At 72.4% G+C, this 22,034-nt stretch carries 17 protein-coding genes, 3 tRNA genes and 1 pseudogene; 13 read left to right on the top strand and 8 right to left on the bottom strand.

The window, feature by feature from the left end; all coding sequences use genetic code 11:
- Positions 1-1,254, bottom strand: a 1,254-nt coding sequence (locus QMK28_RS15630) for an NAD(P)/FAD-dependent oxidoreductase (RefSeq protein ID WP_326438234.1), incomplete at its 3' end; no start/stop codon positions are given.
- A 314-nt stretch (positions 1,255-1,568) separates the two neighbouring features.
- Between QMK28_RS15630 and QMK28_RS15625 the strand changes: the two are divergent.
- Positions 1,569-1,967, top strand: a pseudogene (locus QMK28_RS15625) (TSUP family transporter); the annotation flags it as partial.
- 144 nt (positions 1,968-2,111) lie between these two features.
- The gene (locus QMK28_RS15620) at positions 2,112-2,657 is read left to right on the top strand and encodes a DinB family protein (protein ID WP_326438232.1); all 546 of its coding nucleotides are present in this window, start codon (positions 2,112-2,114) and stop codon (positions 2,655-2,657) included.
- Positions 2,658-2,685: 28 nt separating this feature from the next.
- Here the strand turns inward: QMK28_RS15620 and QMK28_RS15615 are convergent, their stop codons facing one another.
- The 3 genes from QMK28_RS15615 to QMK28_RS15605 form a co-directional block, all read right to left on the bottom strand.
- A complete protein-coding gene (locus QMK28_RS15615; protein WP_326438230.1) occupies positions 2,686-3,549 on the bottom strand; it encodes a siderophore-interacting protein in 864 nt (287 codons plus the stop codon).
- A 244-nt stretch (positions 3,550-3,793) separates the two neighbouring features.
- A complete protein-coding gene (locus QMK28_RS15610) occupies positions 3,794-3,985 on the bottom strand; it encodes a DUF397 domain-containing protein (protein ID WP_326438228.1) in 192 nt (63 codons plus the stop codon).
- A 3-nt stretch (positions 3,986-3,988) separates the two neighbouring features.
- The gene (locus QMK28_RS15605; protein WP_326438226.1) at positions 3,989-4,870 is read right to left on the bottom strand and encodes a helix-turn-helix domain-containing protein; all 882 of its coding nucleotides are present in this window, start codon (positions 4,868-4,870) and stop codon (positions 3,989-3,991) included.
- Between the two features lie 333 nt (positions 4,871-5,203).
- On the opposite strand from QMK28_RS15605, the gene QMK28_RS15600 reads away from it, so the two are divergent.
- Positions 5,204-5,623, top strand: a complete 420-nt coding sequence (locus QMK28_RS15600) for an ATP-binding protein (protein WP_326438239.1) — start codon at positions 5,204-5,206, stop codon at positions 5,621-5,623.
- 2 nt (positions 5,624-5,625) lie between these two features.
- Here the strand turns inward: QMK28_RS15600 and QMK28_RS15595 are convergent, their stop codons facing one another.
- Positions 5,626-6,366, bottom strand: a complete 741-nt coding sequence (locus tag QMK28_RS15595) for a SanA/YdcF family protein (protein WP_326438224.1) — start codon at positions 6,364-6,366, stop codon at positions 5,626-5,628.
- Between the two features lie 228 nt (positions 6,367-6,594).
- Between QMK28_RS15595 and QMK28_RS15590 the strand changes: the two genes are divergently transcribed.
- On the top strand, positions 6,595-7,608 hold the full coding sequence (locus QMK28_RS15590; protein ID WP_326438222.1) for an adenosine deaminase: 1,014 nt from the start codon (positions 6,595-6,597) through the stop codon (positions 7,606-7,608).
- 24 nt (positions 7,609-7,632) lie between these two features.
- Here QMK28_RS15590 and QMK28_RS15585 read toward each other — a convergent pair whose 3' ends face one another.
- A complete protein-coding gene (locus QMK28_RS15585; RefSeq protein WP_326438220.1) occupies positions 7,633-9,885 on the bottom strand; it encodes a molybdopterin oxidoreductase family protein in 2,253 nt (750 codons plus the stop codon).
- Between the two features lie 337 nt (positions 9,886-10,222).
- On the opposite strand from QMK28_RS15585, the gene QMK28_RS15580 reads away from it, so the two are divergent.
- The 6 genes from QMK28_RS15580 (at position 10,223) to QMK28_RS15555 (ending at position 19,237) form a co-directional block, all read left to right on the top strand.
- Positions 10,223-11,392 (top strand): sirohydrochlorin chelatase, encoded by a 1,170-nt coding sequence (locus QMK28_RS15580; RefSeq protein ID WP_443050734.1) that lies wholly within the window; start codon positions 10,223-10,225, stop codon positions 11,390-11,392.
- Positions 11,389-12,714: a deoxyguanosinetriphosphate triphosphohydrolase gene (locus QMK28_RS15575; protein ID WP_326438216.1), complete on the top strand. Its 1,326-nt coding sequence runs from the start codon at positions 11,389-11,391 to the stop codon at positions 12,712-12,714. Before QMK28_RS15580 ends, QMK28_RS15575 begins: the two co-directional genes overlap by 4 nt.
- 583 nt (positions 12,715-13,297) lie before the next feature.
- Complete coding sequence (locus QMK28_RS15570; RefSeq protein ID WP_326438214.1) at positions 13,298-14,572, top strand: NAD(P)/FAD-dependent oxidoreductase; 1,275 nt, start codon at positions 13,298-13,300, stop codon at positions 14,570-14,572.
- Between the two features lie 10 nt (positions 14,573-14,582).
- On the top strand, positions 14,583-15,080 hold the full coding sequence (locus tag QMK28_RS15565) for a GNAT family N-acetyltransferase (protein WP_326438212.1): 498 nt from the start codon (positions 14,583-14,585) through the stop codon (positions 15,078-15,080).
- A gap of 194 nt (positions 15,081-15,274) precedes the next feature.
- Complete coding sequence (gene dnaG, locus QMK28_RS15560; RefSeq protein WP_326438210.1) at positions 15,275-17,191, top strand: DNA primase; 1,917 nt, start codon at positions 15,275-15,277, stop codon at positions 17,189-17,191.
- 654 nt (positions 17,192-17,845) lie between these two features.
- Positions 17,846-19,237, top strand: a complete 1,392-nt coding sequence (locus QMK28_RS15555; RefSeq protein WP_326438208.1) for an RNA polymerase sigma factor — start codon at positions 17,846-17,848, stop codon at positions 19,235-19,237.
- Positions 19,238-19,325: 88 nt separating this feature from the next.
- Here QMK28_RS15555 and QMK28_RS15550 read toward each other — a convergent pair whose 3' ends face one another.
- Positions 19,326-20,783, bottom strand: a complete 1,458-nt coding sequence (locus QMK28_RS15550; protein WP_326438206.1) for an FGGY family carbohydrate kinase — start codon at positions 20,781-20,783, stop codon at positions 19,326-19,328.
- A gap of 85 nt (positions 20,784-20,868) precedes the next feature.
- Positions 20,869-21,168 (bottom strand): YtxH domain-containing protein, encoded by a 300-nt coding sequence (locus QMK28_RS15545; protein WP_326438204.1) that lies wholly within the window; start codon positions 21,166-21,168, stop codon positions 20,869-20,871.
- Positions 21,169-21,355: 187 nt separating this feature from the next.
- On the opposite strand from QMK28_RS15545, the gene QMK28_RS15540 reads away from it, so the two are divergent.
- The 3 genes from QMK28_RS15540 (at position 21,356) to QMK28_RS15530 (ending at position 21,749) form a co-directional block, all read left to right on the top strand.
- Positions 21,356-21,428 (top strand) — tRNA-Asn (locus tag QMK28_RS15540).
- A 5-nt stretch (positions 21,429-21,433) separates the two neighbouring features.
- Positions 21,434-21,506 (top strand) — tRNA-Asn (locus QMK28_RS15535).
- 169 nt (positions 21,507-21,675) lie between these two features.
- Positions 21,676-21,749 (top strand) — tRNA-Ile (locus QMK28_RS15530).
- The last annotated feature ends 285 nt before the right edge of the window (positions 21,750-22,034 follow it).

The raw sequence follows: 22,034 nt of genomic DNA, 5'->3' as shown, positions 1-22,034 counted from the left end.
GTCGGGGTGGGGTGTGCTGCCGGCCGGGGCGGCCGGGGTGTTTGGATCGGCTGGGGTGCTCGGGGTGCTCGGGGTGCTCGGGGTGCTCGGGGTGCTCGGGGTGCCCGGGGTGCTCGGGGTGCCCGGGATGGCCGGGGGGCTCGGGATGGCCAGGACGGCCGGAGCGGTCGGCGTGGTCAGCAGCCGTGCGAGCAGGTCCGCCTGCTCCTGCGCCGCGCCGGCCAGCCCATACACGACGCCGTTGTGCTCCGCGCAGTCGCCGATCGCGTGGATGCGCGGATCGGACGTGCGCAGCTCGTCATCGACGACGACGCCGCGCCCGATCCGGAGGCCCGCCGCCTGCGCGAGCCCGACGCGGGGGCGGACGCCGCACGCGAGCACCACGAGGTCGGCTTCCAGCTCGTAGCCGTCGGCCAGCTCCACCGCGCGGACGGCTCGCGCGGGTGGCGGGGCGGGCGTGGCGGCTCGGTCGTGCTGCTCCGGCCCCGGTGCCGGCTCTGCCACCCGCACCGGCTGGGTCCGCAGGCCGCGCACCCGGCACTCGGTATGCACCTCGATGCCCGACGCCTCCGCGTGGCGGCGCAGCAGCGCGGACGCCTCCGGGTCGAGCTGCCGCTCCATGAGGTGCTCACCCTGCTGCGCGAGGACGACCTGAGCGCCGCGCGCGGCCAGCGCGCGCGCCGCCGAGACGCCGAGCAGCCCGCCGCCGATCACCACGGCCCGTACGCCCGGACCGGCGACCGCACCCAGCGCCCGGCAGTCGTCCATGGTGCGGAAGGCGTGCACGCCGTCCGGCAGCTCACGCCCGTCCGGCTCGAAGAGGCCGCGCAACGGCGGCAGCACGGGGTTGGAGCCGGTGGCCAGCACCAGCGTGTCGTACGGGACGCGGCGGCCGTCGTCGCAGAGGACCTCGGCCGACGACCGGTCGATACGGACCACCCGCACCCCGCGCAGCCGCCGGGCGACGCCGGGCTCGGGCAGCTCGATGACCTCGGGCCCGTACCGCCCGGCGAGCACTTCGGCGAGCAGCACGCGGTTGTAGGCGGGGTGCGGCTCCTCACCGATGATCGTCACCGTCGGGGCGGTGCCCGCGGTCATGGCCGGGGTCGCGTCCGAAGCAGTGCCCGGAGCGGGGGCAGCCGCCTCCGGAGCAGGGGCGTGCGCGGCGAGCTGTTGGGCGAGCCGCGCGCCGGCCATGCCGCCGCCCACCACCACAAGGCGGTGACGGCCGTCCGGCTCTGTCTTCGAGGTCATGCTCCGAAGCGTGCGACGCCCCTGTTACCCGCCCGCATCCCCTCCGTTTCCCCGAAGCAACGCTGCCCTCAGCCCGGCCCGCCCCGCTCTGTGAGCCCGAACCGGACAGAAGACGGGCGGGCGGGGTAGCCAAGGGGGCCGGCGGGTGACTCGTAGGCCGCGCCCTGACCGAGGCCCTGACCGAGGCCCTGACACGGTGATCCGGCGGATGCGCCGCCCCGTGCGCTCGGCGTGCGCGCTACGTACGCGCGCCCCGTGACTCGTGCCCCGCACGCCCCGGCGATCGTCGGCCGCTGCCGCTGCCGCTGCCGCTGCCGTCGTCGTTGTCACCGCCGGCGCCCCCACAGCCGCCCCGTACGATGATCCTCGTCGCGGGCTGCGGCATCGGCTTCTACGACGGCCTCATAGGCCCCGGCACCGGAACGTTCCTGGTCATCGCCCTCTCCGCGATCCTGCACATGGACCTGGTCACGGCCTCGGCGACCACCAAGATCGTCAACGTCTGCACGAACCTGGGCGCGCTGGTGACGTTCACGGCGCAGGGGACGGTGCTGTGGCAATTGGCGGCCGTCATGGCCGTGTTCAACCTCGGCGGGGGGATGCTGGGCGCGCGGATGGCGCTCAAGCGGGGGAGCGGGTTCGTGCGGGTGGTGCTGGTCGTGGTGGTGGTGACGCTGGTCGCGAAGCTCGGGTACGACCAGTGGGGCGGGTAGTTCCCCGGGCCGGCCCGGACCGGCGGTACGGGCGATTGCCGCAGCTGCCCCGCGCAGCCGCCCCGCACAACCGGCCCGCGCAAGTGGGCTTCCGGCGATCCGGCGGTCCGTTGGATTGTCAGTGCCCCCTGCCAGACTCGTGCCATGACCGAGATCCCGCCCGAGAACCTCTCGCAGCCGTGGGCCGACGACCCCCGGAAGACGCCTCCCCTGGCCGGCGGCGAGCGCGAGACACTGACCGCCTTCCTCGACTGGCATCGCGAGACCTTCGAGCTGAAGATCGCCGGAATCCCGCCACAGCGGCTCTCCGAGAAGCCCGTACCGCCGTCGGACCTGAGCCTGCACGGCCTGCTGCGGCACCTCACCGGGGTGGAACGGTGGTGGTTCCGCATCCAGTTCGCGGGCGAGGACGTGCCGCTGCTGTACTACTCGGACGACGACCCGGATCAGGATTTCGGAACCCTGGACGGCGATACGGGGGAAGCGCTCGCGATGTGGCGGGCGGAGTGCGAGCGATCCCGCGAGATCGTCGCGAACACGCCCTCCTTGGACCTGACGGGCATCCGAAAACCGAGCGGGGAGCCGGTCTCGCTGCGCCGGGTGCTGGTTCTCATGGTCGCCGAGTACGCCCGGCACAACGGTCACGCCGACCTGCTCCGCGAGCGGCTCGACGGGGCGACGGGGTACTGAGCGGAATCTGGGCATCCATAGCCGAGACTTACGCCATCCGCTCCCGCGCCTCGGCTAGGTCGTCCGCCGTTGGGGCGTCGTCCGTGCTCAGCTTGAGCCGCCAGTGCCCGGCGAACTCGACGGCCCGCTTGTCCAGGCCGCGTTCGTCGACGAGGTGGCGGCGAAGCGCCCGCACGGTGCCGGCCTCGCCCGCGAGCCAGGCGAACGCCGAACCCGCCGGGAACCGCGCTTTGCGCACGGCGTCGGCCAGCAGGGTGCCGTGCCCGGCCGGCACCTCGCCCCGGTGCAGCCAGCGCACGCTCACATCGCCCCGCAGCTCGAACCGTTGCTCCTCGGCGGCGTCGCCGACCTCGATGTACACCAGCGCGCGGGCGGCTTCGGGCAGCGACTCGATCAGCGAGCCCATCGCGGGCAGGGCCGTCTCGTCCCCGGCCAGCAACAGCCAGTCGGCCGCGCCGATCGACTCGGCGAGGGGGACGGGGCGGCCGAAGAACGACGACGGGCCGAACATGCCGAGCGTGTCGCCGGGTTGCGCGGACAGCGCCCAGCGGGTCGCCGGCCCGGCGTCGTGGTGCAGTACGAAATCGATGTCGATCAGCCGGCGCTCCGGGTGGTGCGCGCGGATGGTGTAGCTCCGCATCGGGGGCCGCTCGGCTTCGGGAATCGCGTTGTACTCCTGGTACCACCCGTAGAAATCACCGTCCGCGTTCGGCTCGGGGAGGACGGGCACGGCCTGGCCCGGTCGCGGGAAGTACAACTTCACTTGCTGATCGGGCTCGATGGGACCGAGGTCGGCGAGATCGGCTCCGCCGAAGGTGATCCGCGCCATGTGCGGGGTGAACCGCGTGACATCGGTGACGTGGATGAGCCTGACCGGCAAGGACTGCTGCATGGGGCCTCCGGAGGTTGGCGGGTAAGGGGGTCGGCGGATCGCATGGCGATCGCTGGGGTGTTCAGCCCTGGACGGGTCTAACAGACGATCCCGCGAGATTGTCAAGACTCCGGGGTCATGTTTTTCTTTCAGAAGCCAGCGGCGGGTGGGGCCCCGAACCCGCTCCCGGCCGCGTCTAGCGGGTGCGGCTACAGTCGACAGTCTCCGCAATCCATAGAGATCGGCGACCGCCGAACGGGATCACTCAGCGGTCGAAATGCCCGCTCGCCACGGCTGACCCGAAGTCGCCCCACGCGTGGGGCGCGATGCGGATTGTGGGGCCGTCGGGGGTTTTGGAGTCGCGTATCGCGACGCCGTGCGGCGAGTTGAGGGCGACTTCTACGCACTCACGGTCTCCGGTGCTGAAGCTTGATTTCCGGAACTCAAGTGCCGTCATGTCTCACTTCTCGTTGAGGAGGTCGTCGAGGAGGTTCTTGGACTCCGCTTCACTGAGGGAGCGGCGAGCGATGCTCTGGAAGAGAGCGTCGTATTGCGCGGCGCTGTCCCCGCCCTCGACCCAGAGTTGGCCGAGGGCGGTCTCTGTATACACGACGTCCATCGCACCCGGCGTCGCGAAGGAGAGGAGGTTGAACGCACCGCCCATGCCGAGATGAGCGCCGGCTGAGAACGGCAGGATCTGGATCTTGATGTTCGTCTTCGCGGCGGCGCGGGACAGGTGCTCGTACTGTTCGCGCATAGTGTCCGCACCGCCCACGAGGTGCCGCAAAGCCGACTCGTGGATCACTGCCCACAAGGTGAGTGGAGGGTCGTCCACGAGTCGCTGCTGCCGAGCGGACCTGGTGGCCACGAACTGTTTCCCACGGTCGGGATGCCCCTGTGTCGAGTTCCCCTGAACGAGGGCGCGTGTGTAGCCGGGAGCCTGCAGTAGCCCTGGGATGAGGCAGAGCTGCCAGGTTCTGATGGTCGTCGCCACGTTTTCGAGGGCGACGTACTCCCGCATCTCGCCGAGTGCGGGGAAGTCGTTCCACCACCCCTTGGCCTTGCGGCGTTCGCGGTCGATCCGGGCCAGTTCCAGAAGTCCGCCGATGATTCCGGGGTCGCCGGTGCCGTACGCCTCGCACAGGGCGCGGATGTCCGGGTCGCGGACCGGAACCCAGCCGCGTTCCAGCTTGGCGATCTTCGCGGTGGAAGCGCTGAGAACCTTCGCGGCCTGCGTCTGGTTGAGGCCCGCTGCCGTGCGCAGCGTGAGCAACTCTCCACCCAGCCTGCGCCCCAAGACCGTTGAGACGCGGTTGTCCTGGGTCGTCTGATCGTCTGTCACGTTACCTACCCCTCGCGTTCGCGTGCCCAGTCTGGATCTGCGTGAAGTCTGCCTGCAACTATGCCCGGTGTAATTTTCTCGGAGAGTAGTTGAATGGATCGACGTGAACCCGCTACTGTCCGTGGTGCACCGCTCGCACAGCGAAGTAATTCGCGGAAGCGCACCGCTATCGCATGCCCGGATCGCGGCAATGCCACCGCCACCGCGCCCGTGCGGGCACCGGCCACCCACCCGGCACCCGGAGGTGAGCGACCATGGTCGCCCCCCCAAGAACCCAACGACTCCCCAAAATTCCCGCAGCCCCCAGGGCTTCCGGATTCCGACGCCCCCGCTCTGCGCGAGGATGTCCTCGACTACACGCCCTACCCCAAGAGCGTCCGGCTCGCCCGGCACCGCACCGCGCGCCCCGTCGTCGAGTGGGGCCATCCCGAACTCGCCGGTGACGCGGCGCTGTTGCTCTCCGAGCTGGCGACCAACGCGGTTCTGCACGGCTGCGTGCCCGGACGTCTGTTCCGCGTGCGGACCACCCTCCACGCGGCCGTTCTGCGCATCGCGGTGTCCGACCCGCGCGGCGAGTCACTTCCTCGCCCACGGGCGGCCGGGCCCGACGACAAGTTCGGGCGCGGGCTGCTCATCGTCCGTACCCTCGCGGCCCGTTGGGGCGTACGGGAACGTACCGTCGGCAAGACGGTCTGGTGCGAACTCGACCGCACGCCGGCTCCGGCATCCGTCGCGCCCCCTCCCCGGCGCTGACTTCAGCGGCGCGTCGCCAGCGCCTCCGTGAGCCCCGGCTCGCGCGGTCCCAGGAACCGCGGGGCGGGGCGGGTGACCGCGTCCAGGGCGGCCTTGCCCGCTGCGACGACCTCGCGGGCGCCGCCGAAGTACCAGGTCTCGTCGTGGACCGCGTCGACCCCGACGCCGTACGCGTCGATGCCCGCCGCCCCGCACAGTGCGACCGCGCGCCGGATGTGGAAGCCCTGGCTGACCAGGAGGGCGCGGTCGACGCCGAAGATCCGTTTGGCGCGGGTGCAGGAGTCCCAGGTGTCGAAGCCCGCGTAGTCGCTGACGATCCGGCCGTCCGGGACGCCGCGCGCCACGAGGTAGGTGCGCATCGCGTCGGGCTCGTCGTAGTCGTGGCGGCTGTTGTCGCCGGTGACGAGCAGGGCGCGGACCTTGCCGTTCCGGTACAGCTCGGCGGCGGCGTCGAGGCGGTGCGCGAGGTAGGGGGACGGCTTGCCGCGCCACAGGCCGGCGCCGAAGACCACCGCCACTGGCGCGGAGGGCGCGTCCGCGACGGTACGGATCCTGGGGTTGGCCGAGGCGGTCATCCAGGTCGCGGGCAGCAGGGCCAGCACGCAGCCGAGGACGACGGCCTGCACGGCCCGGCGCTGTCCGCGCCGGGTCCGGGGAACGCGGATGCGGGTGCGGATGGTGCGGAGGGGGTGAGTGGTGTGGGTGTGGATGCGTATCTTGGCCAGCGCCTGTCCTGTGCGCATTTGTCCGTCCCCGCCCCTGTGCGTCCGTCGATCGCCGATCACTTCTGTCCTGCTTACGACGCGTAGCGGCCCGTCCTGGTTGCGGTGGAGCGGTCCGGGGAAGGGCTGGCGGGTGTTGTCGCGGGGGCGGCCGGTCCGGCTCATCCGTTCGCCCCCGTTACTGTGGATGATCCCCTTCGCAACACAGAGCGCAACACAGAGCGCAACACAGAGCAGGTGTCATCCAGCGTGCCCAGCCCCACTCCCACTCCCATAGCCACGCCCGGCCCCCTCCCCAAGGCCGAGCTGCATCTGCACATCGAGGGCACCCTGGAGCCCGAGCTGGCCTTCGCGCTCGCCGGGCGCAATGGCGTCGAGCTGCCGTACGCCTCCGAGGACGAGCTGCGCGCCGCGTACTCCTTCAGCGACCTCCAGTCGTTCCTGAACCTCTACTACGCGCTGATGGCGGTGCTCCGCACCCAGGACGACTTCGCGGAACTCGCCGACGCCTATCTCGCCCGCGCGCGGCAGCAGGGCGTCCGGCACGCGGAGATCTTCTTCGACCCGCAGGCGCACACCGCGCGCGGCGTCCCCATCGGCACGGTGATCGGCGGGCTGTCCCGCGCGCTGGACGCCGCCGAGGAGACGTACGGCATCACCACCCGCCTGATCATGTGCTTCCTGCGGGACGAGAGCGCCGAGTCCGCCGTGGAGACCTTCGAGGCCGCGCGCCCGTACCTGGACCGGATCACGGCCGTCGGGCTGGACTCGGCCGAGGTCGGGCACCCGCCGTCGAAGTTCCGCGAGGTGTACGCGCTGGCGCGGGAGGCCGGGCTGAAGTGCGTCGCGCACGCGGGGGAGGAAGGCCCGCCCTCGTACGTGTGGGAGGCGCTGGACATCCTCGGCGTGGACCGGATCGATCACGGCGTGCGCTGCCTGGAGGACGAGGCGCTGGTGGCGCGGCTGGTCGCGGAGCAGATGCCGCTGACTCTGTGCCCGCTGTCGAACGTACGGCTGCGCGTCTACGACCGGCTCCAGGACCACCCGCTGCCGTCGATGCTCGACGCCGGGCTGCTCGTCACGGTCAACTCCGACGACCCGGCCTACTTCGGCGGTTACGTCGACGACAACTTCACAGCTGTACGGGACGCGCTCGGGCTGGACGACGCGGCCCTGCGGACCCTGGCCCGCAACTCCTTCCGCGCCGCGTTCCTGGACGAGGCGACGCGCGAGGTGTATCTGAAGGAAGTCGACGCGCACTGACGCGCAGGACGCGCACTGAGGTGATCAGCCGCGTTCCAGCCGCACCGCGCACACCTTGAATTCCGGCATCCGCGACGTCGGGTCCAGCGCCGGGTTGGTGAGGGTGTTGGCGCGGCCCTCGCCGGCCCAGTGGAACGGCATGAAGACCGTGTCCGCCCGGATCGCACGGCTGATCCGGGCCGGCGCGACGGCCCGGCCGCGCCGCGAGACCACCGCGACCCGGTCCCCCTCCGCCACCCCGATCCGCTCCGCGAGCTGCGGGTGCAGCTGGACGAAGGGGCCCGGCGCGGCCTCGTTCAGCTCGTCGACCCTGCGGGTCTGGGCGCCGGACTGGTACTGGGCCAGCACCCGGCCCGTCGTCAGCAGCACCGGGTACCGCTCATCCGTCTCCTCGGCGGCGGGCCGGTGGGTTACGGCGGTGAAGCGGGCCCGGCCGTCGGCGGTCGCGAAACGGTCGAGGAAGAGCCGGGGAGTGCCGGGGTGAGGGGGAGCGGGGTCGGGCGTGCGGGGGTGGACATCCGGTTCGGATCGCGCCCCCTCCGGGACTTCCCGCGCCCCCGGCGCGCCCCGAACCTCCCGCGCCCCCGGCGCACCCCCCACCTCCGGGCACGGCCAGAAGACGCCGTCCTCCGCCACGATCCGCCCGTAACTGATCCCCGAGTAATCCGCAGGGCCGCCCGCCGAAGCCCGTCGCAGCTCCTCGAAGACCTCCTCCGGGTCCGTCGGGAACCCCTTCTCGCAGCCGAGCCGCGTCGCCAGGCCGTGCAGCACCTCCAGATCCGTGCGGACCCCGGGCGGCGGGTCGATCGCCTTGCGGCGCAGGATCACCCGGCCCTCCAGGTTCGTCGTCGTGCCGGTCTCCTCGGCCCACTGGGTCACGGGCAGTACGACATCGGCCAGCGCGGCGGTCTCCGAGAGGACCACGTCCGCGACCGCCAGGAAGTCCAGCGACCGCAGCTTGTCCTCGATGCGCCCCGCGTTCGGCGCCGAGACGACCGGGTTGGAACCCATCACCAGCAGGGCGCGCAGGTCACCGCCGAGCGCGTCCAGCAACTCGTACGCGCTGCGCCCCGGCCCGGGAAGTTCGTCGGGGTCGACGCCCCACACGCCCGCGACATGCGCCCGCGCCGCCGGGTCGGTCAGCTTGCGGTAGCCGGGGAGCTGGTCGGCCTTCTGGCCGTGCTCGCGGCCCCCCTGGCCGTTGCCCTGTCCGGTGAGGCAGCCGTAGCCGGACAGCGGTCGGCCCGCCCGGCCGGTGGCCAGGCACAGGTTGATCCAGGCGCTGACCGTGTCCGTGCCCTTGGACTGCTGCTCGGGGCCGCGCGCGGTGAGCACCATGGAGCTCTCCGCGTCGCAGAACATGCGCACGGCGTCGCGCAGCTGCGGCACCGGGACGCCGGTGATCCGCTCCACCAGCTCCGGCCAGTGCGCCATCGCGGCCGACCGCGCCGCCGACCAGCCGCTCGTACGGGCCGCGATGAAGTCCTCGTCCACCCGCCCCTCGGCCACCACCAGGTGCAGCAGGCCCAGCGCGAGCGCGAGATCGGTGCCGGGCCGGGGCGCGAGGTGCAGATCGGCCTGCTCGGCGGTGCGGGTGCGGCGCGGGTCGATGACGATCAGCGTGCCGCCGTTCTCCCGGAGTTCGGTGAGGTAGCGCAGCGCGGGCGGCATCGTCTCCGCGAGGTTCGAGCCGACGAGGATCACACAGCCCGTACGCCCCACGTCGGCGAGCGGGAACGGCAGCCCGCGGTCCAGCCCGAAGGCCCGCTGATGCGCCGCCGCCGCCGATGACATGCAGAAGCGGCCGTTGTAGTCGATCTGCGAGGTGCGCAGCGCGACCCGGGCGAACTTCCCCAGCGCGTACGCCTTCTCGTTGGTCAGCCCGCCGCCGCCGAACACCGCGACCGCGTCCCGGCCGTGCGCCCGGCCCGTCCCCGCCAGCCCCTCGGCGACGCGGTCGAGGGCCTCCTCCCAGGTGGCCGTCTCCAGCCGGCCGGAGCCAGGGCGTCGGACCAGCGGCTCGGTCAGGCGCACCCGGGAGGAGAGTACGGCGGGCGCGGTGCGGCCCTTGCCGCAGAGCGCGCCCCGGTTGACGGGGAACGCGGGCCGCTCCACGACCTCGACCCCGTACGGGCCGCCAGGCCGCAGCCCCATGCCGCACTGGAGCGCGCAGTAGGGGCAGTGCGTCTCGACGGTGGCGGGATCGGTGGCCGCCGCCGCGTCCGATGCGGTGGCAGGGGCGGTGGCAGGGGTGGGAGCGGTCGCCGGAGTGTGCATGCCGTCCAGCGTGCGTCGGCCGTGTTACGGCCCGCCGGTTACCCGGTTACGCCTGCCGCTCGGGCACCTCAGCGCGGGAGGTAGGGGGCGGTGAGGTGAGGTGGGGAGGTGAGATGAGATGTGACCAAGCGCCATTCGAGCCGCGTCAGTCTGCCAGTGGAGCTTCGCTCTGTCAGTGCCGCCGCAGTGCCCTGTCAGCGCTCCGGCAGCGCCCAGCCGGCGCTCCGGGAGTGCCCCGCCGCACTCTCACAGCGGCCGATCGCGCCCGTGAACCGGCGGAAACCAGTTGTCACGTCTGCGCAACGGGACCGCAACCCGGACCGGAGAGACTCACTCCATGACGGCGTCGATACCTCAGCCGGCTCAGCCACCTCAGCCGGTGAACCCAGGTAAGGCAAGCAGGCCGGGAACGGCTCCCCTCGACAGTGCGGCGCAGCTCATGACCGAGATCACGGCACAACTCAGCGACCGGCTCAGCCACCTCACGCTGCGCGGCGCACCGCGTACGCCGCAGGCCCAGCGCGTGCCCCAGCCGGCGCGCACCGCGTCACAGGGGCGTACCGCGCAATCAGCGCGCCCCCAGCACCAGCCGTCGCGCGCCGTGTCCGCCGCGCACACCCCGCGCGTCGCCGGCTCCCGAGCCCCCACCCCGCGCGCCTCCACCTCCCGCGCCTCCCGCGCCGCGCAACCCCCGACCCCGCCCCCCACCCTCGTCGCGGTGGCGCACGGCAGCCGCGACCCCGAGGCGCTGCGCACCGTGCGCGCCCTGCTGGACCGGGTCCGCGCGCTCCGCCCGGACCTGCCCGTACGGCTCGGCCACATCGAGCTGAACGAACCGCTGCTGCCCGATACCCTCGCGGCGCTGCGCGGTGAAGCCGTACTGGTCCCGCTGCTGCTCGGCCGCGGCTGTCACGTCAAGCGCGACCTCCCGGCGGCCCTCGCCGCCGCCTCGCATCTGCGGGCCCGTATCGCCGCCCCGCTCGGCCCGCACCCGCTGCTCGCCGAGGCCCTGCACGCCCGCCTCACGGAAGCGGGCCTGAGCGCGGGCATCGGCGCGGACATGGGCGCGGACACGAGCACGCGCGCCCTCGGACGCGCCGCGCACGCCGGGCAGGGCGCAGCGCACGCCGTCGTGCTCGCCGCCGCAGGCTCCCGCGACCCCGACTCGGCCGCCGATACGGAACGTACGGCCGCGCTGCTCAGCGCCAGGCTGGGCGGGCTGCCGGTGCTGCCCGGCTACGCCGCGGCGGGCGGGCCGAGCGTCGTCGCCGCGGTGGCCGCGCTCGAAGCCCGCGGCTGCGAGCGCCGGCTGATCGCGCTGGCCTCCTACTTCGCAGCCCCGGGCCGCTTCGCGGGCCAGAGCGCGGCGGCGGCGCCGGGGATCGCAGCGGCCCCGCTGGGCGCGCACCCCGCGATGGCCCGGCTGCTGCTCCACCGGTACGAGCAGGCGCTCGGCGGCACCGCCCCGGCCGCACTGTCGCACCGGGCGGTTACCGTCGGTGTATGAACGGCACCGCACACACCTCCGAGCCGCCCGTCTCCGGCGTGGCCGATTACGACGTGAGCGCCACCGAGCGCCGGGCGCCCGAGCCCGACAAACGACCGGGCCGCACCGCTTTCCAACGTGATCGCGCGAGGGTGCTGCACTCCGCCGCGCTGCGCAGGCTGGCAGGCAAGACGCAGGTGGTGACGCCGGGCACGACCGGGCATGCCTGGGACGCCAGCCCGCGCACCCGCCTGACGCACTCGCTCGAATGCGCCCAGGTCGGCCGGGAGCTGGGCGCGGCGCGCGGCTGCGACCCGGACCTGGTGGAGGTCGCCTGCCTCGCGCACGACCTGGGCCACCCGCCGTTCGGGCACAACGGCGAGCAGGTGCTCAACGAGGTCGCCGAGCCCTGCGGCGGGTTCGAGGGCAACGCGCAGTCGTTGCGGCTGCTCGCCCGGCTGGAGCCGAAGTCGTTCGTGACGGACGCGGCGACCGGGGATCAGGTCAGTTTCGGCCTCAATCTGACGCGCGCCGCGCTCGACGCCGCCACCAAATACCCCTGGGCGCGCGGCGGCCACCCCACCGACCCCAAGTCGCCGAAGTTCGGCGTCTACGAGGACGACCTGCCCGTCTTCGACTGGCTGCGGCAAGGCGTCCCCGGCGTCCCGGCGGGCCGGCGCTGCTTCGAGGCGCAGGTCATGGACTGGGCCGACGACGTCGCCTACTCCGTCCACGACGTCGAGGACGGGCTGCACGCCGGCCACCTCGACCCCAATCTGCTGCTCGCCGAACCCGAGCGGCGTGAGATCTTCGCCGTCGCCAGCGACCGCTACGCGCAGGGGGCCGAGGACGACGAGCTGGACGCGGCCCTCGAACGCCTCCTCGACCAGGAGTGGTGGCCGCACGGCTACGACGGCTCGGCCGTCGCCCAGGCCCGGCTGAAGAACGCGACGAGCCAGCTGATCGGCCGCTTCTGCCTGGCCGCCGAGTCGGCGACCCGTGCCGCGTTCGGCGGTGGCCCGCTGACCCGGTACGGGGCCGAACTGGTCGTCCCGTACGAGACTCGGCTGGAATGCGCTGTCCTCAAGTCGGTCGCGGACCGCTATGTGATGCAGCGGGCCGAGCAGGGGCGGGTCAGGGCTGATCAGCGCATCGTGTTGCAGGAGTTGTCGGAGGCGCTGATCGCGCGCGCTCCCGAGGGCCTCGACCCGCAGTTCCGGTCGCTGTTCACGACGGCGTCGGACGAGTCGGGGCGGCTGCGCGCGATCGTCGACCAGATCGCTGCCCTCACGGACGCCTCGGCCCGCTCCCTGCACCAGCGCCTGACCGCCGCGCGGTGTTGACCGCGGTGACCGCGGTGACCGCGCGTGCCGTCGGCGCCCGCGGTCACCGCCCCCGGCTCGGTCCCCGGTAGCGCCCCCAGCGGGGTCACAGGCAGCGGCCGACGCCCGTCGGCACGCGCCCGCGCTGACCCGGACGAGGGACGACCCTCTTCCCGCATCACGCTCCGTGCGGGACGCTCCCTGTGGAGATCCGACCGGGGGACATGCCGGAGGGACAGTCGGACACCGCTGCGAACGCAGCCGCAAGCACCGCCGGGTGACCGCACACGCGATCGCACACGCGACCGGGGAACGGCCGGCCGGACGCCCGTCACCGACATCACGGCCAGTCAGCGGAGGGCGCACGGCCGGTAAAGCGGCACAGCAGTGGGCACAGCACAGGAAACAGCAACAGCGAACAGCGAACAGCGAACAGCAAGGAAGCGGCACGACGGGGGAGCACGCCGGAACACGGCACAGCAGGCCGCGACCGCAACACCGCACGACAGAGCGACACGGCAACACCGCAGCACGGCAGCGGCGCGACACCGCGACACCGCACGACAGAGCCGAGCATGTCAGGCGCAGCAGAAGGAGGCATCAAGTGGTCGACGCACACCAAACGTTCGTCATTGTCGGAGGAGGGCTCGCCGGCGCGAAAGCCGCGGAGACCCTTCGATCGGAGGGATTCACCGGCCGCGTCATCCTGATCAGCGACGAACGCGAGCATCCCTACGAGCGCCCCCCGCTCTCCAAGGGCTATCTCAACGGCAAGGACGAGCGCGACAGCGTCTTCGTCCACGAACCCGGCTGGTACGCGCAGGCCGACATCGAACTCCACCTCGGCCAGCCCGCCGTCCAGCTCGACCGCGCCGCCAAAGCGGTCAGCCTCGGCGACGGCACCCGCATCCACTACGACAAACTGCTGCTCGCCACCGGCGCCGAGCCCCGCCGGCTGGACATCCCCGGCACCGACCTCGCGGGCGTCCACCACCTGCGGCGGCTCGCCCACGCCGAGCGGCTGCGCGGCGTCCTGGCCTCCCTCGGCCGCGACAACGGCCACCTGGTCATCGCCGGAGCGGGCTGGATCGGCCTGGAAGTCGCCGCCGCAGCGCGTTCGTACGGCGCGGAGGTGACCGTCGTCGAACCCGAGCCGACGCCGCTGCACCGGGTGCTCGGCCCAGAGCTGGGCGGCCTCTTCGCCGACCTGCACCGCGAGCACGGCGTCCGCTTCCACTTCGGCGCCGGGTTCGAGGAGATCATCGGCCAGAACGGCATGGTGCTGGCCGTGCGCACCGACGACGGCGAGGAGCACCCGGCCCACGACGTACTGGCCGCCATCGGCGCCGCGCCGCGCACCGCCCTCGCCGAGGCCGCCGGCCTCGACCTGGCGGACCGTACGGACGGCACCCCCGGCGGCGGCATCGCCGTGGACGCCTCGCTGCGCACCAACGACCCGGACATCTACGCGGCCGGGGACGTGGCCGCCGCCGAGCACCCGCTGCTGGGCGGCGCCCGGCTGCGGGTCGAGCACTGGGCGAACGCGCTCAACGGCGGCCCGGCCGCGGCCCGCGCCATGCTGGGCAAGGAGGTGTCGTACGACCGCATCCCGTACTTCTTCTCCGACCAGTACGACGTGGGGCTCGAATACTCCGGCTACGCGCCCCCAGGCTCGTACGACCAGGTGGTCTGCCGGGGTGACGTCGGCAAGCGCGAGTTCATCGCCTTCTGGCTCAGCGAGGGACGGCTGCTCGCGGGCATGAACGTCAACGTCTGGGACGTCACCGAGCAGATCCAGCAGCTGATCCGCTCGCGCGTCGTGCTCGACCCGCACGACCTCGCCGATCCGGCCGTGCCGCTCCAGTCGCTGCTGGCGTAGCGTCGGCCGTATGGCGATTCCCACAGCAGTCGTGCCGGTGTCGGAGATCTTCGACCTGCGCTGGGAGGTGCTGCGCGCGGGTCTGCCGCGCGAGAGCGCCGTCTTCACGGAGGACTCCGACCTGGACACGTTCCATGTCGCCGCGTACGACGAGCGGGGGACGGTGGCGGCCTGCGTCACCTTCTTCCCCGACCCCTTCCCGGGACCGTTCGCTGTCCCCTTCCCCGGTCCCCCGCCGGGCGCCGGCGTCGTTCCAGGGCCAGGGCCCGGCCACCGCTTCCGCGGCCTGGCCAGCGCCCCGGAGGCGCGCGGGCTCGGCTTCGGGCACACCGTCCTCGAAGCGGGGCTGGAGGAGCTGGCCAAACGCGGCGTCGGGCTCGTCTGGTGCAACGGCAGGGTCTCCGCCGCGGCCTTCTACGCGCGCGAGGGCTTCACCGTGGTCGGAGACGAATTCGTGCTGGAGTCCGGGCCGCATTTGCGATTCGTGAAGGTTCTCGCGAGTGAGTGAGATCCCGGTGAGTGAGATCCCTGGCGAGTGAGATCCCCGAGGAGTGAGATCCCCCACCGCGAGCCCTCGCGGCGGCCCCGCGCCGGCCCCGCAACGGCCCCTCGCCCCGGAAACCGGCCGTTCGCTCGCCCGGTCGCCGGTCGGCGGCGGGAGATCCGGCCGAGGTTGTCCGACCCTGGCCGTAGACTTCCCGCGTGGCAGGCAGGATCAATGATGACGATGTGAAGACGGTCCGGGACGCGGTCCCGATCGACGCTGTCGTGTCCGAATATCTCCAGCTCCGCAACGGCGGCGGCGGCAACTTCAAGGGCCTCTGCCCCTTCCATGACGAGAAGAGCCCGTCCTTCCAGGTCAGCCCCAGCAAGGGCCTCTTCTACTGCTTCGGCTGCCAGGAGGGCGGCGACACGGTCGACTTCGTGATGAAGATCGACCACCTCTCTTTCTCCGAGACGATCGAGCGGCTCGCCTCCCAGGCCGGCATCACCCTCCGCTACGAGGAGGGCGGCTACAACCCCGGCCGCCAGCAGGGTGAGCGCACCCGCCTCGTCGAGGCCCACAAAGCCGCCGCGCAGTTCTACGTGGAACAGCTGGACAGCGCCGAGGCCGAGATCGGCAGGAAGTTCCTGGCCGAGCGCGGCTTCGACCAGGCCGCCGCAGCGCACTTCGGCGTCGGCTACTCCCCGGCCGGCTGGGATCACCTGATCCGCTTCCTGCGGGGCAAGGGGTTCAGCGACAAGGAGCTGCTGCTCTCCGGCGTCGCCCAGGAGGGCCGTCGCGGCCCCATCGACCGGTTCCGCGGCAGGCTGATGTGGCCGATCCGCGACATCACCGGCGATGTCATCGGCTTCGGCGCCCGCAAGCTCCGCGACGACGACAACGGCCCCAAGTACCTCAACACCCCCGAGACCCCGCTCTACAAGAAGTCGCAGGTCCTGTACGGCATCGACCTCGCCAAGAAGGACATCGCGAAGGCCAGCCGCGCCGTCGTCGTCGAGGGCTACACCGACGTCATGGCCTGCCACCTCGCCGGGGTCACCACCGCCATCGCCACCTGCGGCACCGCCTTCGCCCTCGACCACATCAAGATCCTGCGCCGGCTGCTGATGGACAACTCCAGCTCGCAGGTCGTCTTCACCTTCGACGGCGACGCGGCCGGGCAGCGCGCCGCGCTCCGCGCCTTCGAGGACGACCAGAAGTTCGCGGCCCGCACTACCATCGCCATCAGCCCCAGCGGCATGGACCCCTGCGACCTGCGGCTGGCCGAGGGCGACGAGGCGGTGCGCAATCTGGTGGAGCGCTCCTCGCCGCTCTTCGAGTTCGCGATCCGCAGCGTCATCGCCAAGCACAACCTCGACACCGCCGAGGGCCGGGCGGCCGCCCTGGAAGAGGCCGCTCCGATCGTCGCCGGGATCAAGGACAACACGATCCAGCGCGACTACGCGGTGCAGGTCGCGGGCATGCTCGGCATCCTCGACGTGGAGTTCGCCGTCAAGCGGGTCGACCAGCTCGCCCGCCGGCACCGGGAGAACGGCAAGCGCGGCGGCTCCTCCGCGGGCCGCATGAATCCGGGGCAGGGCCAGGGACCGCGGCAGACGCCGGTGCAGCCGCTCGGCCCGCCGCCCCCGAGCGGCCCCCGGCTCGACCTGCGCAGCCCGGCCCACCGCGTCGAGCGCGAGCTGCTCAAGCTCGCCCTCCAGCACCCGCATCTGGTCTCCCCTGCCTTCGATGCCTACGGCGAGGACGAGTTCACCGCCCCGCCGTACGCAGCCGTGCGCCGCGCGATCGAGGAGGCGGGCGGGGCGACCGAGGCCCCCGACGACTACATCGCCCAGGTCCGGGACTCCGCGCCCAACGACAGCGTCCGCAGCCTGGTCACCGAGCTGACGGTCGAGCCGATCCACCGCCGGACCGTCGACGAGGTGTACGCGGGCGTGCAGTTGGTCTCCGTGCGCTTGCGGGCGGTCGAGCGCCGGGTCGCCGAGGTACAGGCGAGCATGCTCAGGATCGGCTCGCAGCCGGAAGCGGGTGAGATCGCTGCCGTGCAGAGCGAACTGTGGGCGCTCCAGCAGTACGGACGCTCGCTCCTCGAAGGCGGCGCGGGGGCGCTCTGACAGCAGCGCGCCCCCAGGATCGTTCCGGCAGCCCCCGGAACTGTGGGCGCTCCAGCAGTACGGGATGTTCGCTCCTCGAAGGCGGCGCGGGGGCGCTCTGGCCGCGCCCCGCGCCCTTGGCCCCGCTCCGGCCGCCCGGCGGTTTTTCGGTGCGGCTGCCCGTACACGGTCGTGCGCCGCCCGCTCGGCACCCGTCCACCCGCTGTCCCGCCGGCGGACCGGCCGCTGTCCGCAGCCGCCTGTCCGGCACCGCCTGACGCCCGTACGGAACCCCGCCCCCGGTCTGCCGCCTGCCCCGCGACCGCCGCGCCGCCCATCCCGCGCATTCACCCCAGCCGCCGCACCTGCACCGCCCTGCCGCAGCGCGGCCCCCGCGCGGTCACCGAAGCGGGCCCTGGCATATGCGTCAGGTAGTCGTCCGGTCACGGACAGGCCCAGAAAGTGCCCGCACGCCCCTCGTGGCGGGCGTGTGTCGTACCCCACACTGGTTTCCGGTGCCTGAGTCCTCGGAGCGCGGCGGGTCTGGTCGGTTGGGGCCGGATTCCCCCGTCGGTCCGCTCCACAAAGTACGGAACGGACGGCGGCTCGGCCGCAACCGCTCCGCTGCCGCGCGTCGTCCCCGAACCGGCAGCGATCACCCTGGAGGTCGCCCCCGTGCAGACCCGGACCCTGACCGGAACGGCCCTCACGATGCCGCCCCAGACCCGCTCCACGCGCCATCCGGAGCCCGGGGCCACGACGGCTGATCCGCCCGCCGCCGAGGCATCCACCGATGTCGCGACCAGCGGCCCCGCCCCGGCGGGGCCCTCGAAGGCGAAGCGTGCGAAACCCGCGAAGCGTGCGAAGAAACCGGCGGGGGAGGAGCCCTCGGGAGACCTCCCGGATGCGGACGAGCCTCCCGAGGGCGCCGCCACGGACCGATCGGGCCGCTCCGAGCAGCCCGGGGGACCGACCCTCGCGGACCGACCTGACGCTTCCGGCCGTGCTGACGCTTCCGACCGACCGGTTGCTTCCGACGGCTCCGCCCGCCCCGGCCCCTCGGACGCGCCCGACCAGGCCGACCGGGACGACCAGGACGAGCGAGCCGACCGGGCCGAGCGCTCGGCCCGGGCCGCCGCCCGCGCCGACAACAGCGGGCCGTCCTCCGACCTGTTCCGCCAGTACCTGCGCGAGATCGGCCGTATCCCGCTGCTCACCGCCGCCGAGGAGGTCGACCTCGCGCGCCGCGTCGAGGCGGGCCTGTTCGCCGAGGAGAAGCTCGCCAGGTCCCACGACCTGGACTCCCAACTCGCCCTTGATCTCGATAAGTTGGTGGTCCTCGGCCGGATGGCCAAGCGCCGGCTGATCGAGGCCAACCTGCGCCTCGTCGTCTCGGTGGCCAAGCGCTACGTCGGCCGCGGCCTGACCATGCTCGACCTGGTCCAGGAGGGCAACCTCGGCCTCATCCGCGCCGTGGAGAAGTTCGACTACGCCCGCGGCTACAAGTTCTCGACGTACGCGACCTGGTGGATCCGCCAGGCCATGTCACGGGCGCTGGCCGACCAGGCCCGCACGATCCGGGTCCCGGTGCATGTCGTCGAACTGATCAACCGGGTGGTCCGCGTCCAGCGCCGGATGCTCCAGGAGCGCGGCTACGAACCCACCCCCGAGGAGGTCGCGGCCCACCTCGACCTCACCCAGGAGCGGGTCAGCGAAGTGCTGCGCCTCGCCCAGGAACCGGTGTCGCTGCACGCGCCCGTCGGCGAGGAGGACGACGTCGCGCTCGGCGACCTCATCGAGGACGGCGACGCGACCTCACCCGTCGAATCCGCCGCCTTCCTGCTGCTGCGCGAGCACCTGGAGGCGGTGCTCTCCACCCTCGGCGAGCGCGAGCGCAAGGTGGTCCAGCTCCGCTACGGCCTCGCCGACGGCCGCCCGCGCACGCTGGAGGAGATCGGCCGGATCTTCGGCGTCACCCGCGAACGCATCCGCCAGATCGAGTCCAAGACCCTCAACAAGCTGCGCGACCACGCCTTCGCCGACCAGCTGCGCGGCTACCTCGACTGAGGCCGACGCCGCCTGCCCGGAAGAGCCGCCTGCCCGGAAAGACCGCCGCGCCCGCCGCCACCCGTCGATCAGCTGTGCTGGAACGCGATCAGCTGTGCTGGAACGCGCCAGGGTGGATCTCCTCGCGCACCGCCACGTACTGCTGGCGCACCGCCTGCCCCACCGCCAAGTCCTCACCCGGCTCGAAGACCTGGCTGGCCGCCGAGGGCCAGCGTGGCGGCTCGTGCGGCGACAGCGAGCCGCGGAACGCGCCCAGCGACCACGCGGCCTGCCGGGCCGCGCCCAGCGCCGCGTAGTCCGCGGGCTGCGGCACCACGACCTGCGTCCCGAAGAGCGCGGGTGCGATCGCCTGGACGGCGGGCAGTTCGGCCGCGGCTCCCAGCAAAAACACCCGCCGTACGGAGACCCCGCGTCCGCGCAGCACGTCCAGCGCGTCCGCGAGCCCGCACAGCATCCCCTCGAACGCGGCCCGCGCCAGGTGCTCCGGCTTCATGCTCTCGCGCCGCAGCCCGGACAGCGTGCCCGCGGTGTGCGGCAGTTGCGGGGTCCGCTCGCCCTCCAGGTAGGGCAGCAGGACGAGCCCGTACGAGCCGGGCGACGAGGCCAGCGCGAGCTCGGACAGCCCGTCGAGGCCCGTGCTCAGCAGATCCGCCGTGCCGCGCAGCGCCCGAACCGCGTTGAGCGTGTGCACGACCGGCAGATGCATCCCGGTGGCGTCCGCGAAGGAGGTGATCGTGCCGGACGGGTCGGTGAGCGCCTCGTGATGCACCCCGAAGACGGACCCGCTCGCCCCCAGCGACACCACCGCGTCACCCGGGCCGACCCCCAGCCCGAAGGCCGCCGCCATGGTCTCGCCGGTGCCCGCGGAGATCAGCAGGCCCTCCGGCGTGTGCCCGGCCGGCTCGGCGGGCGCGAGGACGTCGGGCAGCGCCACCCGGTGCCCGAGCGCCAGCTCGACCAGGTCCGATCGGTACGCGCCACTCGCCGGCGACCAGAAACCGGTGCCGGAGGCGCCGCCCCGGTCGGTGGTCCGCCGGGCGGGCCGCCCCAGCAGCTGCCACACCAGCCAGTCGTGCGGCTGAAGGATTCCGGCGATGCGCCGGGCGGTGTCGGGTTCGTTGCGGGCCAGCCAGCGCAGCTTGGCCACCGGCTGCGAGGCCTGCGGTACGCACCCGACGGCCTCGGCCCACGCAGTGCGACCGCCCAGGCCGTCGATGAGGTCGGCCGCAGCGGCCTGCGCCCGCTTGTCGTTGCCGAGGATCGCGGGGCGTACCAGCTCGCCGTCCGCGTCGAGCGCCAGCAGACCGTTCTGCTGCGCCGAGACCCCGATGGCCTGGACGCCTTCCAGCAGCCCCCCGGCAGCCGCCTCGCCGAGGGATACCAGCCAGGCCTGCGGGTCGATTTCGGTACGCCTGCCGCCCGCCGGAGCGCCGCCTTCGGACGGATGCGCGGCGTACCCCTGCCTGATGACGGCGCCCGTGTCCGCGTCACAGACCACGATGCGTGTGAATTCGGACGAACTGTCCAATCCGGCGACTATCCCCATGCGGCGATAATGCCCTACCGGGGACCTGACCACGACGCCAGCCGGTCCGGGCCCGCGGCCGACGGGCCAGGACCGGCCGTGGATGCTAGGTGTTGCTCGTGCCCCACTCGTCCTCGGTCGGCCCGCGCTGCTCACGCAGCGAGCGGACCCGCTCCGTGAGCGAGTCCGGCATCCGGTCGCCGACCTTGGTGGAGACGGTGTCGAAGGCCTTGACGGCGGCCTGCCGGCCACTCTGCGCGGCGGACTCGGCGGTGTTGCGGACGGCGGGATTCTGAGCGACCCGCTGAGCGGTCTTCCTGATCTGCTCGTAGCGCTCCCGCCCTGCCCGCGAACCGAGCACGTACCCGACAACTACTCCGGTCATGAACGTCAGCCGGTAACGCATCGCTCCACCCTTCCCTCGCTTCGGACCGCTGGGGTTGTGCTGCCCCGCCTACCCCCGTGGATCGGAGATCACCCACAGGGCATACCGATTGGCGGAGCACCCCCCTGCTTGCGCTAATGTATGTGTCGCAGCGAAAACGCGCCGTCCGGGCCATCCGGAGGAGGCGTTTTCGAGGCACACAGAGCAATCCCCTGTAGCTCAATTGGCAGAGCAGCCGGCTGTTAACCGGCAGGTTACTGGTTCGAGTCCAGTCGGGGGAGCGCAGTCCCCTGTAGCTCAATTGGCAGAGCATTCGGCTGTTAACCGGAGGGTTACTGGTTCGAGTCCAGTCGGGGGAGCAGCGGAAAAAGGACCCCGGGCGGGGTCCTTTTTCGTATGTCCTGGAACCACCCGCCGGGTGATCGAAGTCCTCCACCCGAAGGGTCTGCCACCCGTACGGGCGGCAGATCGTATGAGCAGCTATGCTGCGGCAGTCGGCGCGTACATATGTGCGCGCCGCGCCGTTACGGGGCGGTAGCTCAGCCGGTTAGAGCAGCGGACTCATAATCCGTCGGTCGTGGGTTCGAGTCCCACCCGCCCCACCGCTGGCTCTCGGTGCAGAATCGTTCTGACCAGGGTTTTAGCTGGTCGGGGGCAGTGGCGGGGCGATCTTGGCGGCCCCAGTTCGATCATGATTTCATGATCGGCAGGACACATTCGGGACGCAGGTCAGACGGCGGGACGCCCGTCCTGCTTCGGGGTTTCGTCGTACTGCCGGTAGGCGATCTCGATGATCTGCGCGGAACCGTGAGCCGGTGAGGCTGACTCCGGCCAGGGCGGAGCGCACAGCGCCCCGACACGCCTTCCCGGTGCGGCAGTTGTAACGC

Source organism: Streptomyces sp. H27-D2 (assembly GCF_035828615.1).
Classification (GTDB): Bacteria; Actinomycetota; Actinomycetes; order Streptomycetales; family Streptomycetaceae; genus Streptomyces.
This window is presented reverse-complemented; position numbering and strand designations above follow the sequence as displayed.

Coding starts and splice junctions, on each gene's coding strand:
- QMK28_RS15550 (WP_326438206.1), bottom strand. CDS start 20,783: ATGGGGATAGTCGCCGGATTGGACAGTTCGTCCGAATTCACACGCATC.
- QMK28_RS15565 (WP_326438212.1), top strand. CDS start 14,583: ATGGCGATTCCCACAGCAGTCGTGCCGGTGTCGGAGATCTTCGACCTG.
- QMK28_RS15545 (WP_326438204.1), bottom strand. CDS start 21,168: ATGCGTTACCGGCTGACGTTCATGACCGGAGTAGTTGTCGGGTACGTG.
- QMK28_RS15615 (WP_326438230.1), bottom strand. CDS start 3,549: ATGCAGCAGTCCTTGCCGGTCAGGCTCATCCACGTCACCGATGTCACG.
- QMK28_RS15585 (WP_326438220.1), bottom strand. CDS start 9,885: ATGCACACTCCGGCGACCGCTCCCACCCCTGCCACCGCCCCTGCCACC.
- QMK28_RS15620 (WP_326438232.1), top strand. CDS start 2,112: ATGACCGAGATCCCGCCCGAGAACCTCTCGCAGCCGTGGGCCGACGAC.
- QMK28_RS15610 (WP_326438228.1), bottom strand. CDS start 3,985: ATGACGGCACTTGAGTTCCGGAAATCAAGCTTCAGCACCGGAGACCGT.
- QMK28_RS15595 (WP_326438224.1), bottom strand. CDS start 6,366: ATGCGCACAGGACAGGCGCTGGCCAAGATACGCATCCACACCCACACC.
- QMK28_RS15575 (WP_326438216.1), top strand. CDS start 11,389: ATGAACGGCACCGCACACACCTCCGAGCCGCCCGTCTCCGGCGTGGCC.
- QMK28_RS15580 (WP_443050734.1), top strand. CDS start 10,223: ATGACGGCGTCGATACCTCAGCCGGCTCAGCCACCTCAGCCGGTGAAC.